Consider the following 13,848-nt stretch of genomic DNA (forward strand, 5'->3'; position numbering starts at 1 on the left):
GGTGTCCCGTGCCGTCCGCCCTCCCCAGCACCGAAGCCATCCAGCGCATCTCCCTGAAGAATCGCGAATACGCATACATCGAAGATGCCAACCGGGGGGTGGTGCTGATGGAGGTGGGGCCCCGGGTGTTGACCCTGGAGGCGCACCTCACGCTCGTCGCCAAGGAGCGGATGATTGAAGTGGGCGCCGGCAGCTGGTGCGTGGTGCGCAACCCCGTGGTGCGCGTGGACGGCCAGGTGGCGCTGGACGACTTCGGCCAGGCCCGGGTCGCGGTGGGAGACCGCGAGGTCCGCGTCGGTCCCAAGGTGTTCCCCCTGTATCCGGGCGAGGAGCTGGAGGGCGACATCGTCCCGGAGTACGTGCTGGGCGTGTCGGAAGCACTGCGCCTGCGCGCGCTCACCGCCTTCACGGACGCACGCGCCCCGGACGCGCCCCGCCGCCGCGAGGCCGGTGACGAGTGGCTGGTGCGCGGGCCCGGCCGCTACGTGCCCGACGAGGCCGTCACCGTCGTGTCGCTGGAGAAGGCCCGTGTCCTCAAGGAGACCGAGTACTGCGTCATCCTCAACCCGGTGGACCGCGCCACCGGCCGCGTCCAGGAGGGCCGCCGCAAGGTCGTCTCCGGCCCGGATGTCTTCTTCCTGGAGCCCGGCGAGGCCTTGGAAGGCGACGTGCGCCGCAAGCATGTCCTGTCGGAGTTGCAGGGGCTGAAGCTCCAGGCGCTGGACGACCTCTCCGAGGACGAAGGCGGCGTGCCCCACACGCGCAAGGCCGGTGACACGTGGATCGTCCGGGGCCCGCGCACCTATGTCCCCAGCGAGAAGGTGCTCATCCACCGGGAGATCGCCGCGCTGTCCTTGGGGCAGGGCGAGGGCCTGTATGTGAGGGACCTGCGCTCCGGCAAGGTGTCGCTCGTGCAGGGCCCCTGTCAGTTCATGCCGGAGGCGCACCAGGAGCTGCATGAGAAGCGCCTGTCCCAGGACGCGGAGGCGCTGCTGGGCCTGTCCCCGCCGCCCGCGGCCCCGGACGGGAAGGAGGCTCGCGCTCCGCGGCCCCACTCCACGGTCGGGGAGCGGGGCGACCGCACGCGCGCCATCGTGCTGCGCATCGAGGACAACACCGCGGTCCTCATCAACGACTTCGAGACCAACCACGCGCGCGTGGAGTTCGGCCCCGCCAAGGTGATGCTGCGCCCCTACGAGGACGTCACGGTGTTGGACCTGTCCGGCAGCACGCCCAAGCGCCCCCGGCAGCTCAAGGTGCTGATGCTGCGGCTGGGGCCGGACTTCGCCACGGACCTGTTCGAGGTGGCCACGCGAGACCACGCGCGGCTGCGCATCAAGCTCTCGTACAAATGGCAGTTCGACGTGCAGGGTGACGCGGAGAAGGACAAGGCCATCTTCCGGGTCAACGACTTCATCGGCTACGTGTGTGAGAACCTCGCGTCGCGGATCCGCCAGGTGGCCGCGGAGAACGAGTTCGAGACGTTCCACAAGAACGCCAGCGTGCTCATCCGCCGCGCCATCTTCGGCATGGACGACGCGGGCCACGCGCGCAAGGACCGGCTCTTCTCCGAGAACCAGCTGCGCATCATCGACATCGACATCAAGGACATCGCGCCCGTGGACGAGAAGACGGCCCTGAAGCTGCGCGAGGCCATCGACACCAACATCCAGATCCAGCTGGACGCTTCGCGCCAGGAAGCGCAGGCCACCGCCGAGCTCAAGCGCATCCGCAGCGAGGAGGAGAAGCAGCTCGCGGACATCTCCAGCCACCGCAAGTCAGAGGCCGAACGCCAATCCCTCATCGAGCTGCAGAACCGCAACCACCAGCTTGAGACGCTCAGCCGTGCCAAGGTGGAGGCGGAGGCACAGCTGGAGAAGGCCCGCGTGGAGAGCGAGGAGGCCCTGGCCCGCGCCGAGTCCGACGCCCGCGCCTCCCGCATCCGCTCCGAGGCGGAGCTGGAGCGCGAACGCCTCACGACGCAGATGGCCCTGGAGCGACAGCAGCGCCTGAACGACCTGGAGGTGGAGCGCCAGTCCCGGCTCGCGGAGGTGGAGGCCTCGCAGTTCCGCCAGCGCGTGGAGGCCTTGGGAGGAGGGGAGAACTTCGTGAAGGCCGTCGCGGCCCAGGCCCAGGCCGCCGTCGTGGGGGGCCTGGACAAGGTCGTCTTCCTCCCCAGCGGCTCCAACCTCAACCTCTTCGACGCGATGCAGGGCCTGCTGGGCCCGGGAGGGGCGCCGCGCCTGTCGGCCGGCACCCCCTCCAATCCCGACGGCACCTCCGCCTGAGTCGCTACTGCTCGTACTCGTCGCAGCCGGTCTCCTGCTTCACCGGGAACGCGGACTGCTTCTCCTGGCGCACGTAGTCGTGGCTCTGGGAGAACAGGTCCGGGCTCGTCACCGACACGGTGCCCTTCGCCGCGTCGGCCGTCTTCCATTGGAGGGCTTCCGGCTTGCCCTCCGCGGACGTGAGCCCCAGCACCCAGGCCCCGGCGCCCTTGCCGGCCGTGAGCGACGTCACCTTCAGCGTCGTCGCCTCCTGCCCCAACTGCACCTCCACCTCGCCCGTCGCGGGCTTGAGGGTGAAGCTGCGGGTCTTCGCCGAGCAGGGCTTGAGGATGACGAAGCCCTTGCCCTTGCGCGTCAACTCCACCCACGTGCCCGCGAAGGGCTGGAGCTTGTCCGCCGCGACGGGCGCCTGGGCCGTCTTGGGCGCCGCCGTGTCCGCCACGCAGTCCAGGTCCGCGCGCTTGATCAGCCCCACCGTGGCCTTCTGGGGGCCCTGGAAGCGCGCGGGGATGAGGTCCGGCTCCACGGGGTCCAGGTACGCCTCCACCGCGTCACCCGACACCACGAACGTCTTGCGCGGCGTGTTGGCCGCGTCCGACGCGAAGAAGCCCGCCTTGGACGCCTTCACCTTGCAAAGGGTCAGCGGCTGGGGCGTGCCCCGCGTGAAGGAATCCTTGCCCGGGTAGCCCGCGCCGCAGCAGCCAGGCGCCTTCGTCTCCAGCACGAGCCGCTGGGGTTCGACGCGCAGCGTCCAGGGCTCCGTCTCCCCGGCCACGTTCAGCGTCCAGCGCGTTGACGTCTTGCGTTGAACCACCAGGGCGCAGTCGCACGTACCCACGCTGTCGCCCTGCGGAAAGCCGGCCGAGTAATGCACCAGCGTCTCGTTGCTCCCCTCGACGATGGCCAGCGCGCCGCCGTCCTTGGAATAGACACCCGTGAGTCCTCCGGGCCCCTGCGCCGAGGCATTGGAGACCGCACCCATGAGGCCAAGCGTGAACAGCAACAGCACACTTTTGAAATCCGGTTGGATCCTGGACATCCGACTGGGCCTCCTGAGCGGGTTCTCTAGTCTCAGCGGATTGATCTGCTGAAACTGAAGTTACCGGAATCACTGGTTTGACACGATTGTGACAGGGAATGAGAAACTGCCTGCATTGTCGTTCGATAATTACGGCAATCCAATCACGTCCGCGACCCTGGTGTTCGCGGCCTGACCTGAAGGTGTCCTCTCATGACCGTCTCCAGCCTCCGCGTCCGTTCGGGCGACACCCTCACCGCGATTGCGAAGCGCAACGACACGACGGTGGCGGCCCTGGCCAAGGCCAACAACATCAAGGACCCGGACCGCATCCGCGCGGGGCAGACGCTGCGCATCCCGGACGGCTTCGACACGAAGCCCGCGCGCGGCACGAGCACGAAGCCGGCCACCAACACCACCTCCAAGCCGGCGACGTCCAACACGGGCGGGACGAAGGCGACGGACACCACCAAGCAGACCACGGCGCCGGCGGGCGGCGGTGAGCTGGGCGGGCTGAGCCGCAAGTACGAGGCGCGCGGTCCCGGCACGGTGTCCACGGGCAAGGGCGACCACGGCGGCGTGTCCTACGGATCCTACCAGTTCGCGTCGGCGAACGGGTCCGCGCAGTCGTTCGTGAACTCGCTGAAGAAGAGCAACCCGGACTACTACTCGGCGCTGTCGGGCAGCAAGCCGGGCTCGGAGGCGTTCTCCAACGCGTGGAAGCAGCTGGCGGCGAAGGACCCCAAGGGCTTCGACAAGGCGCAGCACGACTACATCAAGGCCACGCACTACGACGTGGGCGCCGCGAACATCAAGAAGGCGACGGGCATCGACCTGAACACGCGGTCGGCGGCCCTGCGCGACGTGGCCTGGTCCACGTCCGTGCAGCACGGCCCGGGCGCGGCGGATGACATCTTCAAGAAGGCGCTGGCCGGCCGCGACCCCTCCAAGGTGAGCGACGAGCAGCTCATCAAGGACATCTACGCCGAGCGCGGCCGCACGAACGCCAGCGGCACCCTGGTGCACTTCTCCAGCAACTCCAAGAGCGTGCAGGAGGGCGTGGCCAACCGCTTCAAGTCCGAGGTGAAGGACGCGCTCGCGCTGCTCAAGAAGGAGAAGGCGGGCGGCACCACGACCCCGGCCGACACGAAGCCGGCCACGAGCGACACGAAGCCGGCCACGAGCGGCACGAAGCCGGCCACGAGCGGCACGAAGCCGGCCACGACCAACTCCGGTTCGACGACGGGCGCCAACTCGCAGAAGCCCACCACGGAAGTGGACCTCAACGACACGCAGACGGTGGCGCCGTCCAAGTCGGGCCCCGCGGTGCACGTGAAGGTGCCGTACTACAGCCAGTTCGAGGGAGGCCACGGCTTCACCCCGAGCAAGACCGCGTGCTTCGACGCCGCGAAGGCGATGGCCGGCAAGGTGGGCGCGCAGGTGACGGGCCCGGACAGCCGCATCCAGGTGGGCACGAGCGAGAACAGCAAGGGCCAGCTGTCGGTGAACTCCAAGAAGGCCGCCGAGGGCCGCAAGTACATCGACCAGCAGCTGGACGCCGGCAAGCCGGTGGTGGTGGGCGTCAGCCACAAGGACGCGACGTACAACGCGGACGGGCTCACGGACCACTTCGTGACCATCACGGGCCGTGGCGTCGACGACAAGGGCCGCACCTACTACACGTTCCACGACCCGGGGACGACCAACGCGAGCAAGGGCAAGGACACCAACCCCAACAACCGCTTCTACGTGGATGACAAGACGGGCGCGATGACCCGCCCCGGCAAGGCCGCGGAGGGCTACGTGACGGAGCGCCGCTACGACGTCGCGATGGTGCGCCGCAACGGGTAGTCGTCCCCGCCTCCCACGCATGAAGAACTGGCCCGGCGGCCCTCTTCTCCAGAGGGCCGACCGGGCTTTCTTCATGGGCGTGCGGCTACGGACAGGGGCCGGGCACCGTGCTCGTGCAGTTGGTGCACAGGCTGTGGGCGCAGGCCAGCCCATCGGCATCGGAGAACGCCGTGATGGTCACGGGCGCCGAGGGGTCGATCCCCGAGCCGGAGTTGCAGAAGTCGAGCTGCTTGATCGGGGTGTTGTCAGGGGCGAAATGCCCCCCGGCGGCCAGGACCTGGGATTGGACGCAATCCTTCGCGGCCTGCAGGCTGGTTCCGTTGATGGAGACCCAGGAGCCGCACTTCGTGCTGTCGGCGACCACCCCGATGGTGAAGGAGGTGGGGCCCATTCCGCACGTGGACGCGTTCGCCGCCACGCACTTCTGGGTGTTGCCGTTGCACACCAGGCCGTTGCCGCACTGGCTGTTCTCGCAGCAGCTGTCGCCCACCTGGGTGCAGGCATTGGAGCAGACGGGGAAGGTGTGGTCCTCCTTGGGCTTCACGCACGCCGCCGTCCCATCGCAGCCCTGGTGGTCGCAGCAGACCATGCCGGGCTGGCCGCACGGGATGCAGCTGTTGGAGACACACTTGTTGTCCGGCTCATCGCAACCGAAGTTCCCGAGGAAGTTGTTGCACACTCCGCCGGGCGAGCCCTGGGCATGCCCTGGAATGGGACAGGACCCGGGCTCTGGAAAGTGTTTACCGGCAACGCAGGGTTGCTGCAGGCAGCTCGCACAGCCCTGGAACAGGGTGAACACGAGCGCCATGAGCATGAGCTTGTTCTTACGCTTCATCATGATGGAAATCCTTTGAGGGTGCGGGCTGGGAGGTGGATCAAGGAAGGGTGAGCAGGTAGAGCGCCCGGTTGCCGTTGGCGGTCGCGTGCACCAGCACCTGATCCGCATCCGTGACGCGCAGGGCGTCCGTCACCACCACGCTGCCGGCCGGAGAGAGCCGGCGGTTGAGATCCACCAGCCCGTCCTCGCGGGTGTAGAGGAAGCCGCTCGTGCCGGTCCGCGAGGTGGCGGTGGCAGACACCCAGCCCCGGGCATTGATGGACGTGGCGCTGAGCCCGGTGAAGCCCGAAGGCACGCCGAGCAGGTGCACGGTGTCATCCGTGTCGATGACGGCCGCCGCGAGCACGGCGCCGGAGGAGTCCACGGAGTGGGCGACCACCTGGCCCCGGTTGTTGACCGCCACGGGGACCGTCGTGGTGGCGCGCGAGAGCAGGGGAAGCGTGCGGAACACGCCCTCCGCCGTGAAGAGGAAGGCCCGCACGGCACCGTCCCGCTCGTAGGTGCCCACGACGTGTCCGGCCTCGCTCACCGCGAGCGCCTGGCTGGAGGTGGCGCCGGAGACCGGCAGCTCCTTCAGCGACCTGCCATCGTGGTACATGGCGACGCTGCCGGTGCGTGAGATGTGATTGCCAATGACCACGCCGCTCGCGGTGATGGCGGTGGGGGTGAAGGCACCGAGCACGAACGGGGCCGTGGGGCCGCCCTCCAGGCTGGCCTTGAACGCCACCGGGGCGTCGCCCGCGTGGACGACCATTGAACCGGTGATGAGCCCGCTGTCCGTCATGTCCACGGCGCTCACCGAGGCCACGTCGAACACGCTGGAGAGGCGGCGGAGCTGGCTGCCATTGAAGTACACATCCACGCCCTGCACGCGGATGAGGCCCTGGCCCCGGATGCCCAGGTCGGTGAGCTCCGAACAGTTGATGCATCCCAGGAGCAGGTCCGGGACGTAGGCCCGCACGTCGAACGGGTCGTTCCGGTTGCCGCCGTCTTCACAGTCCGCCCGGGGGAAGATCTGCACCATGCGGGAGAAGATGGAGCCCGCGGAGGACGCGACCACGTTCACCTGGCCGGTGAAGTCAGGCCCCACCGCGGCCTTGAACGACGCGGAGGATTGACCGCCGGCGACGGTGATGTTGGGCGGGACCTTGAGCCCCTTGGGGTAGGCGCTCACGAAGTCGACCTTCGTGCCCCCCGAAGGCGCGAACCCGGTGAGGAACGCGGTCATCGGCAGGTAGGTGGTCACCGACGAGGAGCAGACCTTGGCCGTGCCGGGGACGTAGAAACCGGCGAGGCCGGGCTGGGGGATTCCGCCCAGCCCGCGGAAGTAGTCGACCATGACGAGCCGCGAGAAATCGATGCCAAGCGCGCCCTCTCCCTCCACGAGGATCCAGGAGCCGGGAGACTGGGTGAGCAGCACGTCGCTCAGGCAGGGCTGGAAGCCGCAGAGCGGGTGATTGCTGCCGGAGAGCAGCGTCGCGTTGACGATGAGCAACCCGGAGACGTGGTTGACGTCGGTGGTGCCATCGACGGCGATGGGAGGATTGAACGTCTGGTTGAACGTCCAGAGGATGGAGTTGCCGGTCTGCACGCCCGTCAGGTGGACGGACTGGGAGAAGTTCAGCCCCAGGTCCGCGCCCGTGACGGTGATGTCGAGCGTGTCAGCGGCCTTGGGGATCCGGAAGCCGGCGAGGGAGTAGAGCTGTCCGTCCATGACCGCCGCGGCGGCGGTCAGCTGGACGTCCGTGCCCTTCTTGAAGTCTTCGACCGCGCCGGCCCACGCAGAGGGGGCAAGGCACAGCGAGGCCAGGGCGCCAAAGGCACCGAGGGAGAGTCTTTGTGACATGGGGAAGCGCTCCTGGGGGTGAACGGATTGCGCTCAACTCCAGTGCACCCCACGTGCCGGTCCCTGGAAGCCCTCGCTCACGGGGCTTCCGCGGGGAGGGCCAGCAAGGCGCCCGGCAAGGCTTGCCATCCGGGGGCGGGAGCTGCTGGCAAGGCTTGCCAGAGTCACCCACCGCCGCGAAGGACATCCCACCCCGGAGGAGCTGCGGAACTTCCTGAAGTGGGGGAGGCGAATCTCCGGAACGTGCGGTATCTCAAGGGCCATTGCCGGGTGAAACCGCGGTAGGGAGCCAGGGAGATGAAGCCTCAGGAGCGCTACCGATTGGACACGCAGCGCCTGGGCGCTGGGGGGTATGGCACGGTGCTGCGTGCCACTCACAAGGAGACGGGCCAGACGGTCGCCCTCAATTGGAGAGAAACACCGAGGTCATCTCCACCCTGGAGCGTTTGCTCTTCATCACCACACGGGAGTGGACGTACTTTGAAGGGGCGGCGCATGGCAACACCGTCTTCGACTTCTATGTCTACGACGCCGCTTCGAAAACACGGGTAGATGTCTTGTCGGCGCAGGAACTGGAACCCGCGTTTCGTGAAGAGCGGGACCTGGCGTTCGAGAAACTCCGCGAGCACGACTCGTTCAATTCCTTTGAAGAGTTCACCCCGGATGATGTCTCACTGACGCTCTACCGGCCCTTCTACGACGGGTCTGGAAGACTGAAGCTGGAACTGCAGTTCACGGCTTCGACCGCCTATGGGGCTTCGGATGGCCAGTGGTCGTCCTATACCTACTCTGTCCGGCTCACGAGCCCTCGCATTCCCGCCGCCCTCCAGGAGTTCGTGTCTCCTCCTGATGCGCTGGCCACGTATCTCGCCGCGACGGGGACGGCGCGCAGGATGGGATGGAGCACCGTGGGGCCCAGCCCGGCGACGAGGGCATGGCTGAGAGACGTGGTCGTACAGCGCTGATAACTGACGGGATGCTTCCCGCGAGCGGTACGCGTGCGAGGCGGAGTCCCGGCGCGGGGTGAGCGCGTCGCGGGTGGTGACTGGTGTCATCAAGGGCTGACTCCCGTCATCAGGGACGGGGGCCTGGTTGGCCCCGCCGCGCCTCGCGCTTCGAGGCCGGGCGGAGGTCCGCCTCAAGGAGATCAAGCACTTGGCTTCGCGCGAGCGCCTTCCGAAGGGCTGGCATGTCTCCTGCTGTAGGTGTTCGTCATTCAGCACCACTCACTTCCCCCGAGGAAAACCCCATGGCCCTCTCGCCCCTGTCGAACCGCTCCGCCGCCTTCCGCGTCCCCTCTCAGGAGGTGGCTTCCCGCCCTGAAGGCGTGTCCAGCCCCCGCACCCAGGGGTGCATCAGCCAGAAGCCCACGTCGAACGTGGCGTCCCAGCTCCAGCAGGATGGCTTCAGCGCGGGCCCCCAGCAGGGTGCGCAGTTCAAGCAGTTCATGGAAGGCCTCACCGAGGTGATGAAGGATCTGGAGCAGCTCGCCCAGATGCTCCAGGCCGGCGGGATCGGTGAAGCTCCCTCCCTGGGCGGCGAGGAAGGAGCCGAGGCTTCGTCGGGCGTGTCCGGTGCGGAAGGTGCGGGCGGTCCGTCGAGCGCGGGTGACTCGTACGAGGCCGGGGCCTCCGAGGCGACCGGCTCCGCCGAGGCGGCCGGCTCCGCGGGTGAGGCTCCGCAGGGTCAGGTGGGTGACTGGATCAAGCAGGCCCAGAAGCTGCTCGCCGCCGCGGGCATCCCGGCCGACAAGATGAACGCCCAGGACATCGCGAAGATTGTCGAGCACGAGTCCAGCGGCAACCCCAGCGCCATCAACCTCACGGATCAGAACGCCAAGGATGGCCACCCGTCCATCGGCCTGATGCAGACCATCCAGCCCACGTTCGATGCGTTCAAGCTCCCGGGCCACGACAACATCCGCAACCCGGTGGACAACATCGTCGCGGCCGTGCGCTACGCGGTGGACCGCTACGGCTCGGTGTCCAACACCCCGGGCATCAAGGGCCTCAACGGCGGCAGCGGCTACGTCGGCTACTAGAGGGACCCTTCCCCCAGCGCCGCGCTCGAGTCCGCGAGAGACAGGCCCTGCCAGTCATGGGCCTGCCGGGCGCGGCGGTCAGAGTCCTCCCACCAGGTTGATCACCTTGCCGTCCTGAGCCACCACGCGCAGCCGGCTGAAGCCCCAGACCTTGCTGGTCTGCACGGCCTTCACCTCCAGGACGCCATCCTGCTTGCTGCCGGAGAGGTCGATCTTCATGTCGGCGACCGCGTCGTCGTCGCGCGACCGGGTGTTGCCTGAGAAGAAGAAGGCGCCGCTGACGGGCGCGCCCAGCGACTTGATGACCGACGGATGGTTCGTCACCCGGGCCAGCGCCTCGTCGTAGGGAAACTGGCTCCGGAACCACATGCCCCCGCAGCCGCAGCACATCAGCGGCAACCCCACGAGCGCTCCGAGGACCCACTTCATTGTCGGTGACATCTTCTGCTCCTGACCTGTTGGGAGAGGGAAGACCGGGGGTTCCGGGAACACCCTATAGGCGCGTGCCCGTCGTGACAAAAATCGACGTGGAGGTCGGAGGAATTGGCGCGCCAACGAACGTTGAGATGCGGCATTCCTCTTCTTGGAAGGGCCGCGAATGAGATGTCTTCTGCTCCTGCTCCCCTTGCTTTCGAGCTGCGCCTCGCTCTCCCGAGGCGCGGCGGCGCAGGAGGCCGTGGCGGTCTCTGACACCGACACCGACCGGATCGTTCGTGACCTCTGCGACAAGAGGCTTGCGCTGCTCGGCGAGGACTCCCACCACGGAAGCGGCAGGACCGTCGCCTTCAAGGCCGCGTTGACCCGCAGGCTCGTGGAGGAATGCCAATACGATGCCTTCTTCATCGAGGCAGGCATCTATGACTTCCTCCACATCCAGGAGCGGCTGGAGGCGGGCCAACCCGTCAGCGAGGACATGATCGCATCTGCGATTGGCGGGATGTGGGCCCATCAGGAGATGGCGCCCCTGATTCCGTTCCTGTCCGAGCGGCTCAATGCGGGAACCCTCGTCGCCGGGGGGCTGGATGATCAGATTGGCAGAGGCACCTACGCACAGCGCCAGATGGCGCGTGAGCTCATCCCCTCCCTGGAGGGCCCGAGGCGGGCCGAGTGCGGAGCGGAGATCGAGCGGCACATGGCCTGGCAGTACGACGACGCCCACCCGTACACGGCGGAGACCGCGAAGTTCATCCTGGGCTGTTGGAAGGAGTTGGAGGCGGCTGCGACACCGGGCACCCTGCAGAGGGTCCGCAACCTGGAACGGTATTTCGCCCGTCAAGTCGCTGACTTGTCCCAGGCTCCGGCGCAGCCCGGAGGGCCCCGGGATTGGAGCGGTTACAACGATCGTGATCGCTCCATGTTCATGAATCTGGAATGGCTGCTGTCCCAGTCAGCCAGGCCCCGGAAGGCCATTGTCTGGCTTGCCACCCTTCATGCCGCGAAAGACCTCAAGGGCCTGGATACGGACGAACGCCACAGGATTCCCTTCGGCTCCTATGTCCATGAGAAGTTCGGGGCCCAGTCCTTCGTGCTTGGCTTTTCCGCGCGCTCCGGGAGCTATTCGCGCGGCGGCAGTGCTCGCACCCAGGACCTTGCGCTCGCGGTGGCCGACTCCCTGGAGGACTGGGCGTTCTCGAACCACACCGGGGACACCCGGTATCTGGATGGACGCCAGCTTCGTGACTTCGGGTCCAGGGTGGCCCGTCCCTTGACCTACTCGTGGATGACGGCCTCGTGGGCAACGGTCATGGATGGGCTGCTGGTCTTTCGGGAAGAAGCCCCACCGCATCCGGTGACCCGCTAGCTTTCGTCACGAGGCGCCAAGCTGCCCGCGCGCCGCGTCGATGGTTTCGAGCAAGGCGATGCTGTGCTCGAGCGGATGCATCGGCGACTCCGTGTGTCCCTCGGCGATGTGCTGTGCGACGGCGGCGGCCTGGTAGGCGAGGCCCTCGCTGCCGTGGATGCCGGACGGGTCGGTCCAGCGCAGCCGCTGATCCGACCTCGCGGCCTTCAACGTGAAGCCGCCGGGCGTGAAGAAGCGTGAGTCGAGCTGGAGGCGCGCGTGCGTGCCCGCGATGACGGCCTCCTGGGGCGTCTCCGCGAAGAGGGTGGTGTGCAGCAGCGCCTGGGCCCCCATGGCGTAGGTAAGGATGAGGGCCGCCTGCCCGTCCACACCTGTCTGCGTGAGCGAACCCGTGGCATGCACATGCGGGGGCGGGCCGAGCACGAAGTGCGCGAGCCAGATGGGATAGATGCCGATGTCGAGCAGCGCGCCGCCGCCGAGCGCGGGGTTGAAGACGCGCCCTTCGGGATCAAAGTCGAAGCGTCCACCGAAGTCCGCCGTGACGAGCCGGATGTCTCCGAGCACGCCTTCGCGCAGCAGCCGTTCAATGAGCACGGTCTGCGGGAGGAAGCGCGACCACAGGGCCTCCATGACGAAGACGCCCGCGGCGCGAGCGGCCCGCGCGATGTCCCGGGCCTCCGCGGCGTCGAGCGCGAGCGGCTTCTCCACGAGGACGTGCTTGCCGGCGGCGATGGCGAGCAGGGCCTGGCGCCTGTGCTCGCTGTGGGGCGACGCCACATAGACGATGTCGACCTGCGGATCCGCGACGAGCTGCTCGTAGGACGCGTGGACGCGGGGGATGCCGTAGGTCGCGGCGAAGTGCTGGGCGCGCTCGGGCGAACGCGAGGCGACCGCGTGGACGCGCTGGTCGGTGTGTCGGTGCAGGGCCCAGACGAAGCCTCCCGCGATCCGTCCGGGCGCGAGCACACCCCAGCGCAGCACGGGGCCTCCGCGCAGGGGAATGGTTTCGGCGGAGGGGAGGGTGGTCGGGAAGAGGCTCACGGACTGCAATCTATCCGCGAGGCCTCATGGGAGGCGTGAACTCCTTCAGCCGCCCTTGGGCATCTTCAAGGCCATCGCCACCAGCGAGAGGGTCAGGTCCTCGGGCTGGTAGGGCTTGAACAGGTTCAGCGAGTCCCCGGTCGCATCCATGTGATCCAGCCCCTGCAGGGTGACGGACTTGGAGCCCGGGATGAACGCGTCCTGCGGGAGCACCAGGCCGTCCGACTTCACGCCGTAGCGCTGGTGCATGTACTCCTCGGTGGCGAACAGCGGCGAGGTGGGGTTGGCGGTGGTGGAGGCCATGCACACGGTGGGGATGCCCGCGGGCATCGGGTGCTCGGCCAGGAACTTCTTGCGCGAGTCGTAGGTCAGGGCCTCACCGCCCTGCAGGCTGCCGCCAAGCGCCTCGATGGCGCCGCCCACGCCGTAGCGCACCAGCGGGTTGTCCAGCAGGTCCTGCGCCATGGGCGAGCCGCCGTACGGCGACTGGACGGTGACGAGGGCGCGCACGTGGTCCTTCAGCTCCGGGTACATCGCCAGCGCCCCCGCGGCGTCCAGGCCGCCCTTGCTGTGGCCGATCAGCACCACCTGCTTGCCGTTCTTGGAAGCCTCGAGCACCGCCTGACGGACGATGGCCGCGTTGTGCTCCACGCCCATGTCCGTGTCCACGGGCACCCGGCCCACCTGCAGCCCCTGGGCCTCCAGCGCGTCCAGGTTCTTGTCCATGTACAGCTGCTTGGGCGCCGCGTCCGTGAACAGCCCACCCACCGCCAGGAACACGCAGTCCTTGGCCTCGGGAGGCATCACGTCCTGGCCTGCGCGCACCGCCTTGTCGAGCTTCTGGAACTCCGCCGTGGAGTCCTTGGCCGGCGGATACGCCTTCTGCATCCAGCCGATCTTGTCCGCCTCGCCCCTGCCCAGCCAGGGGATGGGAAGGCGCAGGCTGTTCACCTGCGAGAGCGCGTTGCCCCGCTGCGCGCCCGCCGGAGCGGCCGTGGTGAAGCTGTCGCGCACCCCCAGTGCGTTGTAGCCCGTCGATGGCTTGGACCGGGTGGAGGCTTCCGGAGCGACCCGCGTCGGGGTGGGCGACGTGAGGCTGGAAGGACGCGTGACCTGGACCATGA

General features: G+C 68.0%; 11 protein-coding genes. 5 read left to right on the forward strand and 6 right to left on the reverse strand.

The window, feature by feature from the left end; all coding sequences use genetic code 11:
- Nucleotides 1-8 precede the first annotated feature (8 nt).
- A complete protein-coding gene (locus D7V97_RS10050; protein ID WP_120610392.1) occupies nucleotides 9-2,288 on the forward strand; it encodes a hypothetical protein in 2,280 nt (759 codons plus the stop codon).
- A 4-nt stretch (nucleotides 2,289-2,292) separates the two neighbouring features.
- Here the strand turns inward: D7V97_RS10050 and D7V97_RS10055 are convergent, their stop codons facing one another.
- Entirely contained in the window at nucleotides 2,293-3,327 is a 1,035-nt protein-coding gene (locus D7V97_RS10055) for a hypothetical protein (protein WP_120610393.1), read from the reverse strand.
- Between the two features lie 192 nt (nucleotides 3,328-3,519).
- Between D7V97_RS10055 and D7V97_RS10060 the strand changes: the two genes are divergently transcribed.
- Nucleotides 3,520-5,157, forward strand: coding sequence for a LysM peptidoglycan-binding domain-containing protein (locus D7V97_RS10060; RefSeq protein ID WP_120610394.1), 1,638 nt, complete (start codon nucleotides 3,520-3,522; stop codon nucleotides 5,155-5,157).
- Nucleotides 5,158-5,242: 85 nt separating this feature from the next.
- Here the strand turns inward: D7V97_RS10060 and D7V97_RS10065 are convergent, their stop codons facing one another.
- A complete protein-coding gene (locus D7V97_RS10065) occupies nucleotides 5,243-5,995 on the reverse strand; it encodes a hypothetical protein (RefSeq protein ID WP_120610395.1) in 753 nt (250 codons plus the stop codon).
- Nucleotides 5,996-6,032: 37 nt separating this feature from the next.
- Entirely contained in the window at nucleotides 6,033-7,841 is a 1,809-nt protein-coding gene (locus D7V97_RS10070) for a hypothetical protein (protein ID WP_120610396.1), read from the reverse strand.
- Between the two features lie 407 nt (nucleotides 7,842-8,248).
- Here D7V97_RS10070 and D7V97_RS10075 point away from each other — a divergent pair, with 407 nt between their 5' ends.
- Both D7V97_RS10075 and D7V97_RS10080 read left to right on the forward strand, forming a co-directional pair.
- Nucleotides 8,249-8,806 carry a hypothetical protein gene (locus D7V97_RS10075; RefSeq protein ID WP_120610397.1) on the forward strand — a complete coding sequence of 186 codons (558 nt, stop codon included), beginning with the start codon at nucleotides 8,249-8,251 and terminating at the stop codon, nucleotides 8,804-8,806.
- Between the two features lie 284 nt (nucleotides 8,807-9,090).
- Nucleotides 9,091-9,882 (forward strand): transglycosylase SLT domain-containing protein, encoded by a 792-nt coding sequence (locus D7V97_RS10080; protein ID WP_120610398.1) that lies wholly within the window; start codon nucleotides 9,091-9,093, stop codon nucleotides 9,880-9,882.
- 78 nt (nucleotides 9,883-9,960) lie between these two features.
- Here D7V97_RS10080 and D7V97_RS10085 read toward each other — a convergent pair whose 3' ends face one another.
- The gene (locus tag D7V97_RS10085; protein ID WP_120610399.1) at nucleotides 9,961-10,323 is read right to left on the reverse strand and encodes a cytochrome c oxidase assembly factor Coa1 family protein; all 363 of its coding nucleotides are present in this window, start codon (nucleotides 10,321-10,323) and stop codon (nucleotides 9,961-9,963) included.
- A 235-nt stretch (nucleotides 10,324-10,558) separates the two neighbouring features.
- Here D7V97_RS10085 and D7V97_RS10090 point away from each other — a divergent pair, with 235 nt between their 5' ends.
- Nucleotides 10,559-11,683 (forward strand): erythromycin esterase family protein, encoded by a 1,125-nt coding sequence (locus tag D7V97_RS10090; protein ID WP_233582622.1) that lies wholly within the window; start codon nucleotides 10,559-10,561, stop codon nucleotides 11,681-11,683.
- Nucleotides 11,684-11,689: 6 nt separating this feature from the next.
- On the opposite strand, the gene D7V97_RS10095 is transcribed toward D7V97_RS10090, so the two are convergent.
- Together D7V97_RS10095 and D7V97_RS10100 are read right to left on the reverse strand one after the other, a co-directional pair.
- Nucleotides 11,690-12,724 carry a Gfo/Idh/MocA family protein gene (locus D7V97_RS10095; RefSeq protein WP_233582623.1) on the reverse strand — a complete coding sequence of 345 codons (1,035 nt, stop codon included), beginning with the start codon at nucleotides 12,722-12,724 and terminating at the stop codon, nucleotides 11,690-11,692.
- 45 nt (nucleotides 12,725-12,769) lie between these two features.
- Nucleotides 12,770-13,848, reverse strand: a 1,079-nt coding sequence (locus tag D7V97_RS10100) for a hypothetical protein (protein WP_120610401.1), incomplete at its 5' end; no start/stop codon positions are given.

Origin of the sequence: Corallococcus sp. CA053C (assembly GCF_003611675.1) — a bacterium.
Lineage (GTDB): Bacteria > Myxococcota > Myxococcia > Myxococcales > Myxococcaceae > Corallococcus.